This window comes from Paenibacillus sp. HB172176 (genome assembly GCF_011947265.1).
GTDB lineage: Bacteria > Bacillota > Bacilli > Paenibacillales > Paenibacillaceae > Pristimantibacillus.
On the sequence record NZ_JAATHD010000013.1, the window covers coordinates 17768 to 39874 of the forward strand.

Here is a 22107-nt window from a genome sequence, read left to right on the forward strand (position 1 = left end):
GGCGGTGAGCATATGGCAAGGCGTGTAGGGAAAAAGGGATATAAATGGGTAGCGTTAGCGCTGGCGGTGGTCTTGTCGGTACAAGGAATCGTCTATCTCGTTGGAAATGACAGCGGGCGCAGCGCCGATTCCGTGTCGGCATTGGAATTAGAAGGAGGCTCCGAGGGCTCCGATGATGAAACCATCGCGTCGGATATTTCAAATCTGACCGGGGTTAAGGCGGATCAAGTGCTGGAGTTAAAACAGACGGGAATGTCTTGGACCGAGGTGCTGGAGCAGCTAAAAACCGCGGAAGGCGGAACGACGGCAGATAGATCCAATCGCAGCGAGACGCTTACGGGAGCGGGTATGCAAGAGACCGTGGAAGCCTTGCGAGCAGTGGGCTATTCGGACGAGGATATTCTCGAGGCCAGACTGTTGTCCGAACGAGTCGAATTTCAATTGGAGTCGATTGCGGGAGACACAGGCATAGAACAAACTTCCGCTCTTCCGAATATAGAACAGGAAACAAGCAAGCTCGAGCGAGCGGCTCTGGACGTCGCGCAGGTGTATGACGCTTCGGAGGCGGTGCGCTTTATGCTTCAGCTTGAGGAGAAGCTGGGCGGCCGCGAAGCTGTTCTGGACGAATATCTGCTATCGCTGCAGCTCGGAATCGATTTGACGTTGTATGCCGCCGATTCCGACAGCTATGAGCAGCAGAAGACCGAACAAAGCGCAGGCCTTCTTCCGACAGAGAAGATAACGGCGGCCCGATTGGAGGAGCTGATGCTCTCTCGCATCAATCCCATTATTGCGTCGGAAGACGAAGAAGACGCCTTGGCGGCGATTCAAGCGGAATCGGAAGTGTCTGCAGCCGCCGCTATGACCCCGGATAATGATGCGATCACCGATAAGCAGATGTCGGCGCCGGTGCCGGAGGTTTTGAATGTGAAACCGGTCAATCCGGCAGACAGTCTGCGTCAGGAAATCGATGCGCTAAATCCCAATTTACGACAAAGAGGAGCAATGAAATGAATAATCGATTAAAGAGAGTGACCCAAATCATGCTTGTCGCTCTGGCGCTCGGAGGCGTCATGCAGCTAGGCACCGCGCTTGCAAGCGCTGGAATGTTCAAGTTCGGCGAGGAGCCTGCGGTTGCGCTAGCAGCAACATCAGCGGCCGAGACATCCCAGTTGTCTGACAATTTATCAGCGCCGGCTTCGAATGAATCGCCTGCTATTACGAGCTATGCGCAATGGCTTGACGCCTTCCATGTGCATGAGACGCTGCAACAGGAGCTGTCCGAATGGATGGCAGATGGTCACAAACGCTCCGACATGATGATTGGCTTTACGTTCCTTTATCATCAGTACGGCATGATGAGCGAGCTGCTTCCCATGGTGGAAGCGAGGGAAGCGGGAGCTTCCTGGGCGGAGCTGTTCAGCGACTATGTCGATGAACATGGAGCGTTCGAGCCGCGCGCGTTCGATATGAACGAGCTCGAAAGCTTGACGTCGTCGTCAAGCCTCTCGGCGGATGATATTATGATCGCCGACCGGATTTCGTTCGTTTCCGGTGAATCGGTTAAGGAGCTTCTGGCGCTTAAGCTGGAAACGAATAAGGCATGGCAGGATATCGCGACAGAGCGCAGTATCGTCAACGGCTCGTCCGAGCTGCCTCGCGTACAGATAACCGAGAAGCAATTCGCGTTGTATTCGGATGAGTCGTTTTCTGAGGACCGCGTAGCCCAAGGTTTTGTTCTCGCCAACAAGCTTGGCACGGCTCCTGAGGCTGTTATTGCTTCCATGAAGGAAGGTCATTCGGAGACGGAGATTTTGGCGGAGGCTTTGGAAGCGCAATATGAATCCTACTAAATTTATTCAGAACGGCTCAATTGGAGGTGCCAGAGGTTGAAGGATTGGAAGCTCTCTATATCTGTATTCATACTATTATTCTTATTTCTCATACCCGCCCCCGGGGCATCGGCTGCAACGCTTGAGGATCAGATGAACAATCTGGTCGGGCCGCAGCAGCAGTACTCGACGAAGCTGTCGCCCGTCTACTTGCGGACGAACACGACGAGCGAATCGATCAATCCGCAGAACGGCGCGTTCACCTTGGTGCAGAAGGATTATGAGCTGCCAGGGCGCAACGGGCTTGATCTGGAGATCACCCGTATCTACAAAGGCGACAATGCGAGCATAAAAGAAATGTCGGCGAAGTATGTGAGCGGCGCATGGGTCGACAGGGTCGAATTCGATCTGGATTCGGCGACCTTTTACGAGAATCGGTATAATCTGGGCGTCGGGATGCGCTTCTCATTCCCGAGCATAGAGATCAAAGAAAATTCGGATGATACGACCTATCAATATCTGCATACCGAATCGGGCGATGTGTACCGGTTAAGACCGGTAACGATGGACGGCGAGGTTGTATCCGTGCCTGACGGACAGACAATCAAGGATGTCGTTATTCGGGAATCGGATGAATTCAGCAACGGACAGCCGGAGGGCGTGTCCAAGTACGTGATGACCGGCAAGGACGGCAAGAAGACTTTTTTTGATAAAGACGGAGTTATATTAGGCATTCAGGATCGGTATGGCAACCGCATTGTATTCGAGAACAAGAGCTATGCGTACAAGGTCGGCGACAAGTCGGTGACGAAGAAGCTGATTTCGAAAATTACGGATACGGTGGGGCGTATCGTGACCTTCGAATACAAGGAAGACGATTCCTATCAGGCAAAGAATGCGTCTGCGACGGCCTATGGCAAGGAAGAGAGCTACAAGCAATCGCAAAATCCGGACAAAACGCATACCGGCGATCTGGAAGGCAAATTCCAGGTTATCGTGCATCTCCCTGACGGACAGAGCATTGTCTATGACAAGACTGCCGCGCTTGTGGACAGCGAAGGGCATGTGCTTCGCACGCGTTTGCAGCGCGTATTCGACCTGGACGGTCTGCCGAAATATCATTTCTGGTACGAGCAGGCTGATCTGGGCTTCACCTTCACGAACAAGAACGACTACTCGGTCTACAATCGCTATGAGAGCTTGTCGCAGATTGATTATGTCAAGACGAATCGCGTCACGCGCTATCTCTACGACAAATATCGGAAGACGCTTAGCAAGGACGGCAGCATGGAATATCTCAAGCTGTTCGAGAAACGGGAGCTCGTGAAGACGGGATTCGACCAGGCGGCGGATAAATTCGAGGATCGGTTTGCAACGACTCTTCACAACAAGCAGACCTATGCTTATACGAATGAAGCCGACGGCTTCGGAGCTGAAGGCTACGACGAGAACGATTACAGCTATCTCGAGGATACATACCGCTATTATACGGAAGTCACCGACGCAATGAACAGCAAGACGAAGTATACCTATGACGGTCTGCATCAGTTGATTCTGACGGAGAAGTATGGAACCGACCATAAGGAAGAAATCATCAGCGAACGGGACGGCATGCAACTCGTTAAGAAGCTGGAAACGATTCAGTATGATATCAAGAACGGCGCGGTGCAGGGCGAGCCGGTGCGGAGCATCGAGAACTATCATTATGACGAATACGGCAATCTTACGCATTATACCGGTCCTGAGGCGGAGCGGGACGAGAGCGGGGAGCCGGTCGATGCCGAGCATACAACCGTCTATTCGTACGCTTACGATAAGTTCCACACCCTCGCTTCGAAGACCTGGAAGCAGGATCGGAATACGACGAATCAAATCGTGAACGAAATCGACGACTTGGGCAATGTGACCCGAGAGACGCGCATTCAGACCGATGATCCGGGCAATTGGATCCTCTCTGACTACGACTACGATGCTTATGGCAATGTAACCGAGAAGACCATCGCTTCGGGAGGCGAGTCCTTCACAACGCATTATGAATACGGAATCGATGGGGACGGACAGGATGTCCAGGGCGCTTATTTGACGCGTGAATACGGCTATGTCGATGGGGCGACATCAGACATGAGTTATGCGTATGACTTCAACACCGGCAATCGCAAGGCGGAGATTGACGCAAGAGGCAACCGCGTCAACTATCAATACGACAGGCTCAATCGTCTGGTGAAGATGGAAAATCCGGATGGAGGCGTGGAGAAATACTCCTACGAGGACAAGGGCTATTCGAATTTCCTCATTCAATATACTGACGCCGGGAATTCGGCTTGGCAATACGAATATAACATTGCCGGCTCGCTGCTGGGCGAGAAGGTCAGGATGGATGGGGCATGGAAGACGCTCAGCGAAACCGAATACGACGCGCTTGGACGCAAAACCGTGGAAACGGACGCTAATGGGCATGAGACGCGCTATGCTTACGACAGCGCGGGCAGGTTGGTTCGCAAGACGATGTATGACAGCCAGCATGCGCTCAAGGGCACAATGAATGTGGCCTACAAGATCGGGGCGGACAGCGAGACGCCGCTTCTTATGACCATTACGGACGAAGAAGGTAATCCGCGGCGCTACTTCTATGACAGTGCCAATCGATTGACTCGTCTAGAAGAATCGCCGGGAGAGGGAGAGCTGGCGGTACGCAGCTACACCTACGATTATTCGGGCAATCTGATCAAGGAGAAGGATGCGCTCGGCAATGAAACCAGCTATACGTATGATGCCGCAGGTCGGCTACTCGAGAAGCGAGATGCGCTTGATTATAAGACGTCTTACGTCTACGTCGGGATGAATCAGCTTGCCGAGCAGCATGAACCCGGAGGCAAGCTGACCTCTTATACCTATGACGAGCAGGGTCGGATGACGGAGAAGCACGTCATGGCCGAGGGCTCGGAGAATTATGATTACGAATCGTATAACTATGACCCGTCCGGCAATGTGCTGCGATATCGCAAGGGGCAGCATAAGAACGGGGAGGATTTGGCGGCATCGGACATTCACTATGAATACGATGCTATGAACCGTGTCGCGGCCGAGAAGGCGGCGATGGATGATTCTCGCACTGATCTTGTTCGCTATACGCATGACAAGCTTGGGAATCTCGTATCGACGGTTCAATATGCGGATGCGGCGGGCCATAAGCTTCGCGTGTACGAATACGGCTATGATTATGCCGGACGATTGACGGAGGAATCCGGCGTTTACCGGGAGAGCTTGGCAGGCGGCGGGACAGAGGAGCACGGCGCTTACAGAACCGTTTACAATCGAGATCTTGCAGGCAACGCGTTGGAAGTGAAGCGCGATAACGGCAATGGATGGCTGGTGACAGCCTTCGTTTACGATCATTTGAATAAAGTTACAGAGAAGCGGGAGCCGTTCGGCGCGGGCGTGAAGACAACAGCTTACCGCTACGACAAAATCGGCAGATTAATATCCGAGACGCGGCGCGTGCAAGGCGCTGACGAGACGAAATCGTATGTTTACGACGGCATGGGCAGACTTGTGAGGATGACCGACCCGCTCGGCAATGCGTCGAGGTATGTCTATGACGGCAATGGCAACCGAATCAAGGAGATCGATCCGCGTTATTCGTCGCAGCCGGCAGCGGAAGCGCCGGGAATCCAGTATGCTTACGATGAGCTGAATCGTCTTGTGAAGACCACCGCTTATGACGGGGAGAATTCGGTCGTCGTCGCTTACAAGCAGTATGACGGGCGAGGAAATGTCATCCTCGAAGCGGATGGAGAAGACTATAAGGAAGGGGACCCGACGGCGTCCGAAGGCAATCGCTACGTCTATGACGCGGCGGATCGTCTGGTGTCGGTGATTACCGCTCAGACGGCGGCGGACAACAAGAAGAATGCCGCTTCGCATATTACGACGCAGTATGCGTATGACGGAGCAGGTCAAGTGACTTCGGAGACTGACGCTTATGGCAATGTTACAGCTTATGCGTATTACTTGAACGGCTTGCTGAAGGAGAAGCTCTACCCTGACGGCAGCAAGGAAACGTATGATTACGATCTGACGGGCAAAGCATGGCAGGTATTCCGCAACCGAAACGGGGCGGAGATGACGACCTTCTTCTCCATCTTTGATCAGCCGTACCAAGTGAATTATCCCGACGGCACAACGGAGACAATGACCTATTCGCCGCTGGGGAATATGACGCGCAAGCTTGACCGCGGGGGCCAGGAGCAGCGGATCGACTATGATGCTTCCGGCAACCTGGTCGCGCAAACCGCTTTCGTCTCCACTGGGGCGAATCAGACCTTGTTCAAGCGTCTGGAGTATGCCTATGACGAAGCGGGTCGCAAGCTCAGCTCCGAGACCTTCGCCTATACCGAGCCGGCGGGAGGCGGAGCTGCCGTCAAGACATCGGCAGGAGACAAGACCCAATACGTCTACGACAAAGCAGGCCGTCTGCTCCGCGTTGCCGGTCCGAACGGACGCGAGACGGAGCTGGCGTACGACCGCGCCGGCAACATGGTGCTGAAGCGGCAGAAGGTGGCCGACGGCGACTACGATATGACGCGTTATGCCTATGACACGCAAAGCAGGCTGATCACCCAAACCTTGCTCGTTCGCCTATCGGATCTGGCGCAGGACGAGCTGGCGGGAGCTGTATTCGACGATGTCTATGCAGACCGCGTTCAGGCGCGAACGGACTACGCGTATACCGATAACGGCAAAGTAAGAAGCGTAACCGATGCGAAAGGGCATCCAACAAGCTACGAGTATGATCTGGATGGACGACTTGTGAAGGAAACGAACCCGCTGCTTGCGGAGAAGAGTTACCGCTACGACCTTAAGGGGCAATTGATTCGAACAACGAATGCGATCGGCTTCTCCAGCGCCTATGAATACGATGCCGACGGAAGGCTGCTGCGGGAGAAATCGCAGGCGACCGACGGCACTCTCGCGGTGAAGCGGTATGTCTACGACGCGGTCGGCAATCTGCTGAAAGAGATTAAGCCGAACGAATACAGATCGGTACTGGATCATGATGAATCCGTGCTGGAGATGGCGGGAACCTCATACACCTACGATGCGATGAATCGCAAAACATCGACGATTTCACCGGAGGGACTGACGGTTGAAGTCATTGCTTACGATGAGTGGGATCGGCCTGTTAAAGTCGTCGATGGCATTCGCTATACGGGCAGCATGGACGAATCGACAGGAACGTCATTCCTCTACGACGGTCTTGGCCAAGTCATTCGCCAAATCGATGCGATAGGCCATGTATCGAAGATGGAATGGGATATTCTCGGCAATCTGGTGAAAACCGTTGACGCGAAGGGCAATATTACCCGCTTCGAATACAGCCCGGACGGCAAGCTGCTGAGGAGCATTGAGGCGGATGGCGGCAGCATGCAATTCACGTACGACAAGCTGGGCCGCAAGCTGACCGAACGCAATCCGCTTGGCGCGGTGACGACATATGCCTACAATTCGTTCGGCAAGGAGAAGAGCGTAACGGATGCGCTCGGCTACAAGCTTCAGAAGAAATACGATCTGTCGGGCAACCTTGTTCGCTCACAGGACAAGCAAGGCAGCGTCACCTTGTACGAATACGACGCAAGCGGCAAGCTTGTGCGGCAGCAAACGCCGCTTGAGAAGGACGGCAGCGGCAATACCGTCTATGCGGTGAAGGGCTTCGTCTACGATTCCGCGGGCAATCTGCTGAAGGAGAGCTTGTCTTCCTCCAAGGACGACAGCTTTGTTCGGGAGACGGTGTACACCTACTACAATAACGGCCTGCTGCATACGTCCACGGACAGAAGTGGAGCCATGACCAAGCATGAGTATGACCGCAATGGCAACATCGTGCGTACGGACACGATGCGTTCGGCAGGCTTGTACGATATCGAGAAATTCACTTACGACGCGTCGAACCGCATGCTCGCGCAGATTCGTCTGGCAGCGGAGTCGGAACTGGATGAGCAGGCGCTGACCGACGCGGAACGCGATGCCGAGGATGAAGGATACGTCAAGCTTGTGACCTCTTACACTTACGACGTGCTTGGCAATCGGACGAAGGAGACCGACGCCCGCGGCAACGAAGTTCGGTATGCGTACGATGCGCTGAAGCAATTGACGAGCGTGACGCGCAGCTATGGGGATGAGGATGTATCCCGGACGTATGCGTACGACGAGAACGGAAACCGGATAAGCGAGACGGATGAGAGGGGTTATGTGACCTCCTATGTCTACGATGCCATGAACCGGGTCTTGTCGGTAACTGATCCGGAGGGCGGCCAACTGGCGTACGCGTATGACCTCGCAGGCAACAAGCTGTCTGAAACGAATGCGCTGGGACACGCGATGAGCTATGCCTATGATGCGCTGAATCGTCTGGTTACGGTGAAGGATCCTTACGACGCAGTGGTGAAACAAAATCTGTATGATGCAATGGCACGCATCATCAAGGAAATCGACGCTCAAGGCTATGCCTCAGCAGCAACCGACGAGGAACGCTACGGCGAGCAGTACGTCTATGATCTGGCAGGCCGGATGACGGCCAAGACGGATCGCGAAGGCTATGAGACGACCTATCGCTACAACCCGGCAGGCGACCTGGTCACGGAGACCAATCCGATGGGCGAGACCTACACCTACGACTATGACAGTGCGGGACGACTCATCACGGTCACGGATCCGCTGAATGTCGAGACGGCCTACAGCTACGATCTCGCGGGCAACAAGCTGGATATGACCGACGGCAGAGGCAAGGTAACACGCTACGCCTACGGCTCCTTCGGTCTGCTGCTCTCCATGACGAATGCAGACGGTTCAAAGACATCGTATCGCTATGACCTGGCACAGAACATGACGGAAATGACCGATGCGCTTGGACGCCACACCCGTTATACCTATGACAGCCGCAACCAGATGCTGGAGCAAGCTGTTGTCGAAACAGGCGATGCTGTTCGCTATACGTACGATGCCGTGGGCAATCGGGCGACCATGACCGACGAAAGCGGCGAGACGGCTTATGCGTATGACAAAAATAATCGGGTCGTTTCAATTACCAGGATCGGAGCGGCTTACATCGCCTATACCTATGACGCCGCAGGCAATGTGCTCTCCGTCACGGACAAGATGGGCAATCGGACCGACTATACGTATGACAAGTCAAGCCGCATGGCAACTGTCGCGTCGTCAGATCAGACCACGACGTATACGTACGACATAGGCGGCAACCGCACAGCTATCGCCTATGAAGGCGGCGTTCAGGAACGGTATGCATTTGACCGGAATAACAAGCTCATCTCGCTGAAGAACCTGCGTCCAGACGGCAGCCTCTTGTCTTCCTATGACTACGAGTATGACGGAGCTGGTCGCGAAATAGCCAAGACCGACAGCTACGGCAAAACCAACTATTCGTATGACGGGGCAGGACGTGTCACGAAGGTGGAAGCGCCTGGCAAGACGACCGTCTACGCCTACAACAAGAGCAGCAACCGCATCTCGATGCATGAAACGTACACCTCCGCGCAGCCAAGCGGGTATACCGATGTAGCGAGCGGCGAGGAAGTAAACTACCTCGTCAAGAAGAGTGAGTACTTATACTCCGGCGCGAATGTGCTTCGCCAGCTTGTCGAGAAGATGCTGGACGAAAATAGCAAGGAGCTTCTGGAGAAGCAGACCGACTTCTTGTATGACGCGAACGGCAACGAGCTGCGCCGTCAGACCAGCTATATTCGCCCGCATAATCGGGAGATGAAGCAAGTGACCGGCGCTAATCCGAGCGGGGACGGCCTTGCAGAGGAGCTGTACACGCTCTTCGACAAAACAAGCAATACCTTCGACGGCTTCAATCGCTTGAAGCAAGTGGTGCGCATTCAAGACGGCGTTCGCAGCAGCGTGGCCTACACGTAAGACGGCGATGGCCTGCGCACACAGAAAGTAACGCACAGCTCGAAGGATAATCGCGTAGTCGAGACGAATTATGTCTATGACCAGCAGCATGTTGTGCTCGAAACCGACGCGAACGACAACCTGAGCGTTCGTTACGTGCGGGGCATCAACTACATCTCCCGCGTGGATGCGGCAGACAAGCCATCGTACTTCCTGTTCAACGGGCATGGCGACGTTGTGCATACCGTCTCGAAATCGGGAGACATCGAGAACCAGTATGACTACGACATCTTCGGGAATCCAATCCTGACAATCGAAGTGTACGCAAGCGCGATTCGCTATGCGGGTGAATTCTACGACGTCGAGGCCGGGCTCTACTACCTGCGCGCGCGTTATTACGACCCGTATATCGGTCGGTTTATTTCGGCGGATACGTATTGGGGCGAGGATAATAGCCCGTTGAGCTTGAACTTGTATACGTATACGCATAATGATCCGATTAACTTTTGGGATCCGACGGGGCACTGGGAGCAGGGGGATGAAGATCTCAATGTAGAGGCACAAGCAAAGATTATCTCACTTACCACTGCTTATTACAGTGCGGATACTAAAGCGGAGAGAGAAGCTATTCAAGCGCAGGCAAGGGCAATAAGAGATGATGAAAAAAATAAGCAAGCTGTTGTGACTCCGCTAGAATTTAATAAAGGGTCTATTCAAAATATAAATAATAAACTCAAAAATAGTTCTACGGGGTATTTTTCAGGAGATGACTGGAATTCGACCTTGAAAAAAGAGGGAATTCAGACGAATGTAGAACGTCATCAAACAGAGGCAACTGATCTTTATACCGTAACAACGGGCTTAACCGCAACAACGACAATAGGTAGAACCAATTTAAGCGTGGAACTAGAAAATACACATTCGTACAATACGAATACGGCAACGACCAAGGATAGTGCATCAGCTAATCTGAAGTTATCGTATAACGTAAACGCGAATGAGGCGAAGTTTGTCCAGAGCATGGCTTCGGAGGACACGACGTTAGAGCAAGTACTATATGTACTGGATACACTGGAGCGTAGCGATGGAAAACTATCAAAGTCTGATTTGAAGAATGCAGGATTGGAGTATCACTCGGGACTTTTGTGGACAAGTGTTGGAGATAATCTAAGTACAATTGAAGCTGCCTATGATCTTAGTACAAAAGGATATAGTGTAGTAGAAGGCGAAATTGAATACCAAAAAGAATTGTCAGCAAAATTTCAAGAAGGGCTTAGTGTATGGGCCTTAGGTGCAGCAGGTGGGGGTTTTAGAATCAGTACTGCTCGCCGCAGCGATATCGCATCTACTGAAATAACGGCAACCCGAGCGAACAAGACGAGCAAAACAACAGCGGAAACGTCGAATGGGTATAAGCGTAGTTCGGAGCAGAAATTAAAAATTGATGGTTGCCAATGCTTCACCGCCGGGACCAAGGTTCAAACAGAAGCTGGAGAGAAGAATATTGAAGACATTGAAGTCGGAGATAAGGTTCTTTCCAAGGATGAAGAGACTGGTGAGGTAGCGTACAAAGAGGTTACAGCGACATTTAATCACGAAACGGGAACAGATGAGATTTACAAAATTCATGTTGGCGACCAAGTGATTGAATCGACCTTTAATCATCCATTCTGGGTAGATGGCAAGGGATGGACGTTCGTCAAAGACCTCAAGCCTGGTGACTTGCTTGTCCAGAGTGACGGGCATACACTCAAGATAGAGAGCATCGAGCTGGAGCATGAGAAAGCTACTGTTTATAACATGACGGTAGATGAATTCCATACTTATTTTGTAAGCGATCTTGGGTTTTGGGTGCATAATACAGATAATGAAAATTGCAGGGTGTATTATGCAAGTCCAAAACACGACCCCAAAACAGGTTGGGGTAGCCCGAATCCGATTCCTAATAACGAAGTTGGTCAAAAACTGCTGGATGGAGCTTATTCGTCTTCAAAGAATAAACAACTTTATAATGTTTATGAAGGCAAATTAGTTAAGTTTCAGCCTGATTCAAACGGGTCATGGCATCCTTATGCTGTTGCTAATCCTGCTAAGGAGGTACCGACTGACGTTTTAAGACAGATGCTAAATGATGGCCTTATTACCAAAACGGAATATAACAAATTTCTAAAAAATAACTAGAGGTGATTTTTTGAAGGTGTTTGGGGGCTCCGACAGATTTTCTTATGGATATAAATTCCTTGATAATCCCTTTAATGAACAGGGTATTTTGGGGGAGTCGTGGGGGTTATTTGAACTAAGAATTAATGGAAAGGACGTTTGTAAGTATATTCAAAATCATCGTCAACAAACATATACGTGGAACTTGATTTATCTTGTTGAATGGCTAATTGAAAATCTTGACGGTGCAATAAATGATTCCTCTTATCCAATACCTGTTTCAGGGAATGATATTTTTGAGTTAAAAAGACATTCTGAAATATATTTAGACGAAGATGAGGAGGATTGGGAAAAGTGGTTTGAACTAAAACAGGACTGGGAGTTCCGGCACTCATGGATATCGGCAAGAGCTGGTTCTTTCCTTGCTGATGTAACATTTAGAAGAAATAATTCGGATGTAGAAATTTCATGGGACAACGAAGATTTGTATGAAGAAGTTGCATATGTTCACTTAAAGGGTGCATATGAATTACCCTTGCAAGAGTTTATTGATATTACCAACAGGTTTGTAAAGGAGTTTCTCAGTGATTTAGAAACAAAATGTCGAAATGAAAAAGAGAGAGAATATCTACAAAATTTAAGAGCAAGATGAAAAATCTATACAATAGACCTTGAGGTTATTCCTCAAGGTCTTCATATTATCCCATCTTATGTGGCTCCATAGTATGAGATGTCGTGTAAGGAGAGACATGGTATTCACATTCAATCCTGCATTCCCGAAACAATTATAACGAGGCGCTCACAACCCGCATTGTTATCGGTTTTTCTTGAAATTCATAGTTATAAATCGTTATAACGAGTTTCTGGAAGAATTAGCGATAAACCCAGTCATATCAAGCCTTTTCAGACCCTCGTTATAATTTGACCGGGAATGCAGGTTCAATCATAGATTATTGTAATGTGGGTGGCCCAAAGTGAGTCCAGTGAAGGCACAAGGCACGATAAGCGCCTATGAGCGCAGTCGATGGTCAAATCATTTTGAAACTCAAAGCAATCCGAGAGTTGGGAAATATAAGGGAGTGAAGAACATTGGCTAAGAGTATCCGATATAAAATAGGGGATATCTTTCTTGTTCCGCTTGAACGTGATCTCAATGGAGTTGGAAGAATTCTAAGTTCAAGCCAAGCGACTGTTCTTTTAGAACTATATCGCATGAAACCAGTAACAAAGGCTGAAGAATTTAATTTTGAAGAAGCGATACAAGAAAAAGCTCTTATCATGAGCTGGTGTTATGATGATGCCCATCGTAAGGGGGGGTGGAAAATAATAGGGAATCAACCTGTTAAAGGTGAAATAGAAATGCCGTACTTTTGGACACAAGATGCAGGAAATTTAAAGTATTACATTAGAAAAGGAACAATGGATTCATTCAGGACAATTGGAGAACGTATCGAAATAGCAAAGGAAGAAATCCATAACTATGATCCTTATGGAATCGGAAATGAAATATCAGAACGGAAGAGATATATCAAGAAGCTGGTCCTTGCAGGACTACTTCACTTGGGAGAGTAAAACGATGGGAACATGGGGAATGGATTTATTTGATGATGGAAAGTAGAGAGAAAAAACGGGTAGTTCTCGATGTGAGCACTGTTCATAAATCGGCGGAGCTTCACGCTTTACTGAGAAAGGAACTAAAGTTCCCGGAATTTTATGGAATGAATTGGGATGCTTTTTGGGATGTCATTACAGGAATGGTTGAATTGCCTGAGACTCTTAGTTTTGAGGGATGGGATAAACTAAAAGTTGCTTTACCTGAAGATACTAAAATTCTCAGCAACTTGTTGTATAAATTTAACGAAGAGCATCCCAACTGGAAATGCAATGTAATTTTTAATTGAGAATTACAACAAGAGCCTTATATACGCTAACCTACAATATTTCTGGAGGTGCTTGATGGGAATTTGGGGCGCAGGGATTATGGATGACGATTTGGCGCTTGATATGAAGAGCGAGTTTGATGAAATCATGATGGAAGAGAGAGACGTGGTCCGCGCTACCGAAACGGTGTTAGAAGTGTTTGACGATAGCTTGGAGGATGAAGATGAAGGAACTGTCGTTATTCTAACTCTTGCTTATCTGCAGGCGCAAGCAGGAAATTTGTTGGAGCTGATTGCTCGACGGGCATAGGAATTAATTGAATCTGGAGAGGGACTCAAGATGAACAATTGCTGAGTGACCGGAAGCGTGCTTTGGATGAACTGAAGGAACAAATCTTGAACAGCTTAAAATTGTAAATTTAACAAGACAATGCATTCCAGGTTTAGATCGGAGGTTTTCGTATGCAGGTGGAACAAAAGAACGTGAAATTCCTTATAGATGGGGAACGTCGAATATATGGACAATTGTTTTTATACGAAGAATCCCCTGATGATGAGGATATGGTTCTGTTAGAGGCAGAATTAATGGGAAAAGAATTTAAATTCAAGAGCGAGAGTTTTTTTTCTGCTCTCATCGCTTTGAGAAGAGAATTGGAGAAAGAGGGTATACAAATTTTGTGCAATGGATCGGCTCGAAAGGTGTACCCCTCCAGGATGCAGCTATCTATGGGGAGCGGGAGATTGGCTTATATTCTAACTATGGGTCAACAAGCTAAAAGCTCAGATATGGTCGATATCTTTGATTATGATGATGAATTTGAGTTTGTTGCAATTAACAAGCAGGTAATATACTACAATGAATGGTTGAACAGTATAATCTTACAGAAGTGATTTGCAGATATATAAGTAATACGTAAAGTGAATCGCAAGATAGTGAAGGTCGAATTTGTGATTTAAAATTTACGGTTGGAATCTTGATTGGCCCTGCACCTTTCAAGGTTTTTCTTCGGGCTGTGGCGAGCAGTACGCCTATGATCTGGCGGGCCGGATGACTGCCAAGACGGATCGCGAAGGCTATGAGACATATTACGGATGGTCCTGATGTTCCTCATATTGGATATCAAACTGAAGGAAAGCAAAACCAAAGTGGAGGTGCAGTAAGAGGACATAAATTTGTAGATGATGTGCCAGTCAATAGATCAAGATAGAGAAACCGGAAAAACCGATATTATTATAGAAGTAGGGAAACAGTTATCCCTACTTCTATTTCTGGAGGGATATTATGTGGGATCTTAGAAATCAAATTTTAGATGCAGCTAAGTTATTGGCTATTAATGTTGAAGAATTGACAGAGGAATACTCATGTACAATAAAAGCTGAAGTGTCAGAGAATTTTATTAAAGGTGGGGGCGAGATTAATTGGGAAAACTTTTTGAATAAAGAATCCATACAAAATGATGAAGCATGGAGATGGGTTAGTGATTATATCGGTGATTCTGAAGCCATATTATTTTTTAACAATGATGATGAAAAACTAGCGTTTAACTTTTTAAAGGTGAAGATGTAGTGAGCATACTGGGAGAGATGTTCAATGTTGAATTCTACATAACGAATAAACGGTGTGATTATTTATTGTGCTTTAATCACCATGATTATTTAATAGCTTGTGGCGAGGCAATAAATTGGATTAAAGACAGAAAATTATAATTTAGGGCTATTGCACTCTGGGGATATAAATGCAGCGTGCAAGAACGCTCATTCCAAAAATCCGCTCGAAATCACTGACTGTCCTTGTCAGTAATTATAGTGTACACTTCGAACAGGAGGCGATTCATGTGGTGAAAAAATCGAGTGATTTGCCGGTTATGTCCTTTGACAGTCCATTGTCTTTCGAGAGTTGGCTGAGCGATAATTATGATACCTCGCCCGGCATCCGATTGCAGATTGCGAAAAAAAATTCCGGCGTCGTTACGGTTTCCTATAACGAAGCGCTAGAGGTTGCCTTATGTTACGGTTGGGTTGACAGTCAGAAAGAAGCGTTAGATGCGAAAACATGGCTGCAGCGCTTCACTCCGCGCGGGGCCAAGAGCATGTGGTCGAAAGTCAATAAAGATAAAACGGAACAGCTGATTGCAACAGGGCGAATGAAGACTCCCGGATATCAGGCCATTGAAGCGGCCAAAAAGAACGGGAACTGGGATAAAGCCTACGAGTCTCAAAGCATCGCCTCGCTGCCTGAGGACTTCGCGACCCAGTTGGAGCGCAATGCCCAGGCTAAGGCGTTCTACGATACGCTCGACAGACAAAATAAATATTCAATCGGATTTCGAATTAACAACGCCAAAAAACAGGAAACCCGAGAGAAGCGGATCCGGCAGTTCATCGAGATGCTTGAGAATGGCGAAAAAATTTATCCTTAACCCCATTGATATATCCAACTCATCAAAGGAAGGTATGGCGAACGATGTCCAAAGCAGACCATATGCTGTCCATTCTGTGGTTACTCCGGTCAGGTAGACGAATGACCGCTAAGCAGCTCGCGAACGAGCTGGAGATCCATATTCGTACGGTATACCGATACATCGATTCGTTGTGTGCCAGCGGGGTCCCCATTATAGCCGACTCAGGGCCAAACGGAGGTTATCGAATACTGGATCGGTTCACGGAGTCCCCCCTAATGTTCGATATGGATGAACAAAAGGCGCTGGCTCACGCTTCAACGTTCGCTCACGAGGCGGGTTACCCGTTCAAAGATGAGCTCAATCGGGCGATTAACAAGTTGAAGCGCTATACGAATGAAGAGCAGCTCGATCGAATCGAGCGCCATATGGAAGGCATCTCCATCATTAATCCGCCGATCGAAGAGATGCAAAGGAATTGGCTTCGGATTTTGGAAGATGCGGCTGCCGGGGGCAGAGCTGTGGAAATCGTGTACGACAACGGCAAGCGAGAGACTCCTAGCATTCGCGAAATCGACCCTTATGGCATTGTCCATTGGAAAGGGAGTTGGTATGTCGTCGGGTATTGCAACCTTCGGAAGGCGATACGCAGCTTCAGGGTGGATCGCATTTCCAGAATCGCACCGCGTGATCGTTATTTCGAGCGGCCTTCCGAGTTCTCTGCAAAAGATTTTCTGCTGCTCAACTTGCTGCCGAGCGCTTCCCATTCGGAATCTCTCCTAACCGTAAAGATCCGGGGCTATGAGCAGGCGCTGGACCTCTTATGCCAGCATTGGCTATTCAGCCATACGCTTGTCGAACGTAAAGAGGGACAAGCCTTATTCAAGCTTAGCCTGTCTTCTTTGGAATCCTATGTGCCTTACTTTCTTCTCCCTTACGGGAAATCGCTGGTCATTCTCGAACCGGACATGCTTATTGAAAGGCTAGTGGAAGTAAGCCGCGATATTGCGGCACATTACGAATCGATGCTGTCGGTTCGAATCCCGGATAGCAAAGGATGAACGATGTGAACAAATACGCCATGTATGGAAAATTGGCCGCCCACCCAGGTAGGCGAGACGAGCTCGTACAGACGATGCTGGAAGCGGCCAATCAGCTTGACTCTATGGAAGGCTGTGAATTGTATATCATTAATGTTACGGAGGACGATCCGGACGTCGTATGGATCACGGAGCTCTGGAGAGACGCCGAAGCGCATGCCGCTTCTCTTCAAAATGAGGATGTATTGGCGTTGATCCAGAAATGCAAGCCGTTGATTGCAGGCGCGGAACCGATAAAGCTGCGGCCCGTAGGCGGCAAAGGAATCTAGAGTCAGGTTCATGCAAAGAAGGGGTAGTTCCTTATTCGAGGAACTACCCCTTCTTCTTTCATCCCCCTCATAATGGCCTGAATGCCGATGGACAAGTAATGGAACGGCAGCTGCTATCCGCCGATAAGAGTTGTTGTAATGATTGAACCGGACGGCAACACGATCAGATTTCCAATCTTCGTTTTGTCCTATTATATCCGTGTTTATTATCTAAAGCTTCGGCCTTGATTGTCGTATAATTAGCGTGATACCCGTTTTCGGAATGGCATTCTATGCTATGCTAGGATGGAATCAAATGATATTCGGAGGTTGGTCGACTTGCGAGGGCTGATAAGGAACGGATATTGGACCAAACTGATGAGCTTCGGTCTCATATTGGCTATCGTGCCGGTGCTGGTTGTCGGTATTTTGTCCTACGAGAAAGCTTCGTCTACGGTAAAGGACAAGGTCATTAACGGCAACCAGCTTAGTTTGGAGCTTATTCATTCTAAGGTGGAGAAGGAACTGAAATGGATTGACCAGTTTGCGGACAAGCTGCTTAATTCCAATGCTGTGCAAAAAACGCTGCCCTTTCCGCTGGGCGACCGATACGAAGATGCGCAACGGCTGAACGATATCGAGCAGCAGATGAATTATTTTCGCTCGTTCGAAATCGATATTAAGGAAATCATTCTGGTTAATCTTCAGCAGAAGTGGCTTGTCGGATCGGGATCATCGCTAGGCACCTTTCTTCGCTACGAGCCAGCTGAATTAAGCTCTGCGTATCCGAATTTACAGCAATTCATAGCCAGCGGGAAGTCCAGCTATTGGGAGACGCAGAACGATCGTTCGGTATTGCTGTACCGAAGAGTGCCTGCTTTCGACCCGAATCCGTCGGGGGCGGTCATCGTACGTATTGCTTCACCGGACATTAGTGAATTTAGGGGGGCTTCAGAGCAATTTGGAGAAGTGCTCATTCTGGATAAAGACAGCCGAATCGTAGCAAGCTCTGCGGAGGATTCCTCGGACAGCTTCGACGAAGCGCTGATCGATCGACTGTCGAGGAATCAGTTGGAATTGCATGGCGACAAGGGAATTATCGAACGCGACCTGGATCGTCAGAGGGTCGGGATTACCTATACCAAATCTTCCTTTAACGACTGGACCTACGTAAGTCTCGTGTCGATCTATGATCTGAATGCGGATTCTCGCAGCATCGGATGGTTTACGGCTGTTACCTGCATCGGGATTATTCTACTATTCTGTTGCTTCTCCTTGCTTGGTTCGAGAAGGATGTACGCGCCAATCAATAGATTGTATCGGCAGATGGCGGGAGGACAACAGGCGGGGGAAGCGCATAATGAGCTGGAGACAATCAGCCGCGGCGTTCAATCGATGTTCTCGATGCAGCAGAGGATGACGAATCAATTGAAGCCGTACTTTATGGCCGAGCTGTGCGAGGGAAGACTGAAGCCCTCCGAGATCGGGAGGAAAATGAAGGATTGGTACTCCTTCGCGGCTGCTTGGCGGGAGCAATATGTCTTGATCGTGCGTATTGACACGCTAATGTCAACGCACTACCAGTCGGAGGATCTGGATCTCCTGCTGTTTGCAATCAGCAATATGACCCTGGATCTGTTCCCGGAGGGAAGCAGGCTGGATCCGGTGGTGATGGAGCGAACCGTCGTACTGGTCTTGAGCGTTGAAGGCGCGGGGGGAGATTCGTTCAACCGAATCGCCTACGAGAAAGCCAAAGCGCTCGCTCGCGAGGTGATGCGTTATTTGAAGCTGGAGGTGAGTATTGGCATCAGCGCGCCTTATAGTGAGCTCGAGCGTACCGCCGATGCTTATCGGGAGGCGGCAGCGGCGCTCCATTATCGCATCCGGGAGGAAGCGGAACGCATTCTGTTCTACGATGAGCTGAACGAGCATGCGTCACGGCTGCCGGTATATCCGATCGCGCTGGAGGCGGAGCTGTTGAACGCGATTAAGGCCGGCTCAGGAGAGACGGGACAGAAGCTGGGCGAGTTCCTGGACGAGCTCTTCCGATTGGAGGCTCATCATCAAGTCTATTCGATCTTCCTGGCCCGACTTCTCGCTAATCTGCTTCGCAGCTATCAGGAGGCGGGCGCCCAGATGCAGTATGATAAAAGCGGCTCCTCCTTGTTCCAGCAGCTATTCGAGCTGAATGCCAAGCAGGACATTCGAATGTGGCTTCAGGCATCCATCATCGATCCGCTGCTGGAGCATATCAATCGCCAGCGGGAGAGAGCGGGGGCCAAGCTTTCGGGAGAGGTTCTGAAGTTGGTGCATGAGCATCTGCTGGAGGACATTAGTCTAGACTTCTGCGCCGAGCGGCTGAACTATCATCCGGTGTATATTAGCCGCGCATTTCGTCAAGAAACAGGGATGAACTTCAGCGATTACGTAGCGCGGCAGCGGCTTGAGCTGGCCAAGGCATGGCTGAGGGAGACCGACATGACCGTTGCTGAGATCGCCGAAAAGCTAAAGTACGCGAACGCGCGGAACTTCATTCGGTATTTCAAGAAGATGGAAGGCGACACGCCGGGAAGCTACCGGAACCGTCGCAAAGCGAATAAATAAAGGGCTTTGGCCTGCAAGTTGAATAAAGAGCATGGGGATAAATAAAGAGCATCCCCATGCTTTTTTGCGTTTGGTTAAGAGATGAGCCTATCCTCGCCATCTTCATGTGCCCTATGATCAGGGCACAGACAACATGAAGGGTGGGAGTGTGCAGGAAATGCCTATTTGGAGAAGAGTGGTTCGCGATCGCTGGATTTACTTTATGCTGCTGCCGGGCTTGCTTTATTTTTTAATGTTCCGGTACGTGCCGATGCTCGGTCTGGTGATCGCTTTTCAGGATTACAATCCGTTTCTGGGCTTTACCGGAAGCGAGTGGCTGGGCTTTGAGCATTTCAGCCGCCTGTTCCATGAAGAGACGTTCTGGATGTTGTTTCGGAACACGGTTGTGCTTTTTCTGCTGACCTTGATCTTCGTGTTTCCCGTTCCGATTCTATTGTCGCTTATGCTCAATGAGGTTCGAAACGGCTTGCTGAAGCGGTCGCTGCAGACTGTCGTGTATGTGCCGCACTTCTTCTCATGGGCGATTATCGTTTCGATTACTTCGTTGCTGCTGACGACGGAGGGAGGGGCGGTGAACGCGCTGATCGAAAAGCTTGGCGGAGAGCCAATCAGCTTCATGCTGAGTCAGTCCTGGTTCAGGCCGGTCTACATCGTTCAGAATATTTGGCAAAGCACGGGATGGGGGACCATTATTTATTTGGCCGCGTTGTCAGGCGTCGACCCGCACTTGTATGAAGCGGCGCGTATGGACGGGGCGAGCAGGCTGAGGCAGGTATGGCATATCTCGCTGCCGGCAATTCGCAACGTTGTCATCATTATGCTCATTTTGAAATTGGGCGATGTGCTGGAACTGGGGTTCGACCAAATTTACCTGATGGTCAATTCCATGAATCGGGAGGTGGCGGAAGTGTTCGACACCTATGTGTACCGTGTTGGCATTCTGGGAGGTCAATTCAGCTATAGCACGGCTGTCGGGCTGTTTAAATCGACGGTCGGTCTGATCCTCGTGCTGATCGCCAACCGCGGCGCCCGTAAATTTGACGGCGGCCTGTGAGCCGTACGAGAGAGGAGGTGAAAGATGAAACGGCTGTCCAAGAGCGAATATTCTTTTGAGATCGTCAATTACACGCTGTTGCTTGTTTTTGCGGCCTTCTGCATCATTCCATTCTGGCATCTGGCGGCGACCTCGATAGCGACATCGCGGGAGGTGCTTGACAACAGCTTCCTGATGATACCGCTGCATTATACAATGGATGCCTATCAGGTGGTGTTCTCGACGACCGTCATTACACGCGCGATGCTTAATTCCATTGTCATCACAGTAATCGGCACGCTGCTGAGCATTGCGGTATCGGTGCTAATGGCTTACGCTCTGGCCAAGCGCGATCTGGTCGGCAGACAATTATTCGTCTATCTGGTCTTGTTCGCAATTTTGTTCAATGGCGGTATTATTCCGACATATCTGGTCGTCAAAGAGCTGAATTTGTTAGACTCGTATTGGGCGATTTGGCTTAGCAGTCTTGTGAATCCTTTTTATTTAATCATTATGAGAGGTTTTTTCCAGAGCTTTCCGAAGGAAGTGGAGGAAGCGGCGAAGGTGGACGGTCTCGGCGACTTACAGTTGTTCGTCCGCATCGTACTGCCTTTGTCCAAGTCGACGATCGCGGCGTTCTCCCTGTTTTACGCGGTTTTCTATTGGAACAACTTCATGCAAGCAATTTTATATTTGAACGATTCGTTAAAGTGGCCGATACAGGTCGTGCTGCGCCAGGTAATCCTTGTAAGCAGCAACACGCTGTCGGATGCCGCGGGAGCGGCGATTGCGGCCGAAATGCCGGCGCAGAGCGTTCAATCCGCCGTTGTAGTGGTGGCGACGCTGCCGATTCTGCTCGTCTATCCGTTCTTGCAGAAGCATTTCGCCAAAGGAGTACTTCTCGGCTCCGTCAAAGGCTGATTATTTCAATTACAGG

Annotated in this window: 18 protein-coding genes; all 18 read left to right on the forward strand. The window is 49.7% G+C overall.

Features of this window, described 5'->3' with window-relative positions:
- Positions 1-12 precede the first annotated feature (12 nt).
- The 18 genes from HFP08_RS16770 (at position 13) to HFP08_RS16865 (ending at position 22091) form a co-directional block, all read left to right on the forward strand.
- Positions 13-1014, forward strand: coding sequence for a hypothetical protein (locus HFP08_RS16770; RefSeq protein ID WP_168121764.1), 1002 nt, complete (start codon positions 13-15; stop codon positions 1012-1014).
- Positions 1011-1853, forward strand: coding sequence for a hypothetical protein (locus HFP08_RS16775; protein ID WP_168121765.1), 843 nt, complete (start codon positions 1011-1013; stop codon positions 1851-1853). Before HFP08_RS16770 ends, HFP08_RS16775 begins: the two co-directional genes overlap by 4 nt.
- A 36-nt stretch (positions 1854-1889) precedes the next feature.
- Entirely contained in the window at positions 1890-9767 is a 7878-nt protein-coding gene (locus HFP08_RS16780) for a hypothetical protein (protein WP_168121766.1), read from the forward strand.
- Positions 9768-9860: 93 nt separating this feature from the next.
- Complete coding sequence (locus tag HFP08_RS29600; RefSeq protein ID WP_346768741.1) at positions 9861-11927, forward strand: polymorphic toxin-type HINT domain-containing protein; 2067 nt, start codon at positions 9861-9863, stop codon at positions 11925-11927.
- A gap of 10 nt (positions 11928-11937) precedes the next feature.
- On the forward strand, positions 11938-12558 hold the full coding sequence (locus HFP08_RS16800; protein ID WP_168121767.1) for a DUF5984 family protein: 621 nt from the start codon (positions 11938-11940) through the stop codon (positions 12556-12558).
- A gap of 437 nt (positions 12559-12995) precedes the next feature.
- Positions 12996-13478, forward strand: a complete 483-nt coding sequence (locus HFP08_RS16805; protein ID WP_168121768.1) for an immunity 26/phosphotriesterase HocA family protein — start codon at positions 12996-12998, stop codon at positions 13476-13478.
- 32 nt (positions 13479-13510) lie between these two features.
- Positions 13511-13807, forward strand: coding sequence for a barstar family protein (locus HFP08_RS16810; protein ID WP_168121769.1), 297 nt, complete (start codon positions 13511-13513; stop codon positions 13805-13807).
- Positions 13808-13862: 55 nt separating this feature from the next.
- The gene (locus HFP08_RS16815) at positions 13863-14096 is read left to right on the forward strand and encodes a DUF4259 domain-containing protein (RefSeq protein ID WP_168121770.1); all 234 of its coding nucleotides are present in this window, start codon (positions 13863-13865) and stop codon (positions 14094-14096) included.
- 152 nt (positions 14097-14248) lie between these two features.
- Positions 14249-14677, forward strand: coding sequence for a hypothetical protein (locus tag HFP08_RS16820; RefSeq protein WP_168121754.1), 429 nt, complete (start codon positions 14249-14251; stop codon positions 14675-14677).
- 185 nt (positions 14678-14862) lie between these two features.
- Positions 14863-14994 carry a polymorphic toxin type 47 domain-containing protein gene (locus HFP08_RS16830; RefSeq protein WP_206109272.1) on the forward strand — a complete coding sequence of 44 codons (132 nt, stop codon included), beginning with the start codon at positions 14863-14865 and terminating at the stop codon, positions 14992-14994.
- A gap of 74 nt (positions 14995-15068) precedes the next feature.
- Complete coding sequence (locus tag HFP08_RS16835) at positions 15069-15353, forward strand: hypothetical protein (RefSeq protein ID WP_240941513.1); 285 nt, start codon at positions 15069-15071, stop codon at positions 15351-15353.
- Positions 15354-15370: 17 nt separating this feature from the next.
- Positions 15371-15493 carry a DUF6756 family protein gene (locus HFP08_RS29605; protein WP_346768745.1) on the forward strand — a complete coding sequence of 41 codons (123 nt, stop codon included), beginning with the start codon at positions 15371-15373 and terminating at the stop codon, positions 15491-15493.
- A 128-nt stretch (positions 15494-15621) separates the two neighbouring features.
- The gene (locus HFP08_RS16840; RefSeq protein ID WP_168121771.1) at positions 15622-16206 is read left to right on the forward strand and encodes a YdeI/OmpD-associated family protein; all 585 of its coding nucleotides are present in this window, start codon (positions 15622-15624) and stop codon (positions 16204-16206) included.
- A gap of 44 nt (positions 16207-16250) precedes the next feature.
- Entirely contained in the window at positions 16251-17246 is a 996-nt protein-coding gene (locus tag HFP08_RS16845; RefSeq protein WP_168121772.1) for a helix-turn-helix transcriptional regulator, read from the forward strand.
- Positions 17243-17554 carry a putative quinol monooxygenase gene (locus HFP08_RS16850; RefSeq protein WP_346768742.1) on the forward strand — a complete coding sequence of 104 codons (312 nt, stop codon included), beginning with the start codon at positions 17243-17245 and terminating at the stop codon, positions 17552-17554. The genes HFP08_RS16845 and HFP08_RS16850 overlap by 4 nt, the downstream gene beginning before the upstream one ends.
- 318 nt (positions 17555-17872) lie before the next feature.
- Positions 17873-20137: a helix-turn-helix domain-containing protein gene (locus HFP08_RS16855; RefSeq protein ID WP_168121773.1), complete on the forward strand. Its 2265-nt coding sequence runs from the start codon at positions 17873-17875 to the stop codon at positions 20135-20137.
- Between the two features lie 157 nt (positions 20138-20294).
- Positions 20295-21191: an ABC transporter permease gene (locus HFP08_RS16860; RefSeq protein ID WP_277345862.1), complete on the forward strand. Its 897-nt coding sequence runs from the start codon at positions 20295-20297 to the stop codon at positions 21189-21191.
- Positions 21192-21215: 24 nt separating this feature from the next.
- A complete protein-coding gene (locus HFP08_RS16865) occupies positions 21216-22091 on the forward strand; it encodes a carbohydrate ABC transporter permease (RefSeq protein ID WP_168121775.1) in 876 nt (291 codons plus the stop codon).
- The last annotated feature ends 16 nt before the right edge of the window (positions 22092-22107 follow it).

Coding starts and splice junctions, on each gene's coding strand:
- HFP08_RS16770 (WP_168121764.1), top strand. CDS start 13: ATGGCAAGGCGTGTAGGGAAAAAGGGATATAAATGGGTAGCGTTAGCG.
- HFP08_RS16775 (WP_168121765.1), top strand. CDS start 1,011: ATGAATAATCGATTAAAGAGAGTGACCCAAATCATGCTTGTCGCTCTG.
- HFP08_RS16810 (WP_168121769.1), top strand. CDS start 13,511: ATGATGGAAAGTAGAGAGAAAAAACGGGTAGTTCTCGATGTGAGCACT.
- HFP08_RS16815 (WP_168121770.1), top strand. CDS start 13,863: ATGGGAATTTGGGGCGCAGGGATTATGGATGACGATTTGGCGCTTGAT.
- HFP08_RS16820 (WP_168121754.1), top strand. CDS start 14,249: ATGCAGGTGGAACAAAAGAACGTGAAATTCCTTATAGATGGGGAACGT.
- HFP08_RS16830 (WP_206109272.1), top strand. CDS start 14,863: ATGAGACATATTACGGATGGTCCTGATGTTCCTCATATTGGATATCAA.
- HFP08_RS16835 (WP_240941513.1), top strand. CDS start 15,069: ATGTGGGATCTTAGAAATCAAATTTTAGATGCAGCTAAGTTATTGGCT.
- HFP08_RS29605 (WP_346768745.1), top strand. CDS start 15,371: ATGTTCAATGTTGAATTCTACATAACGAATAAACGGTGTGATTATTTA.
- HFP08_RS16845 (WP_168121772.1), top strand. CDS start 16,251: ATGTCCAAAGCAGACCATATGCTGTCCATTCTGTGGTTACTCCGGTCA.
- HFP08_RS16850 (WP_346768742.1), top strand. CDS start 17,243: ATGAACGATGTGAACAAATACGCCATGTATGGAAAATTGGCCGCCCAC.
- HFP08_RS16860 (WP_277345862.1), top strand. CDS start 20,295: ATGCCTATTTGGAGAAGAGTGGTTCGCGATCGCTGGATTTACTTTATG.
- HFP08_RS16865 (WP_168121775.1), top strand. CDS start 21,216: ATGAAACGGCTGTCCAAGAGCGAATATTCTTTTGAGATCGTCAATTAC.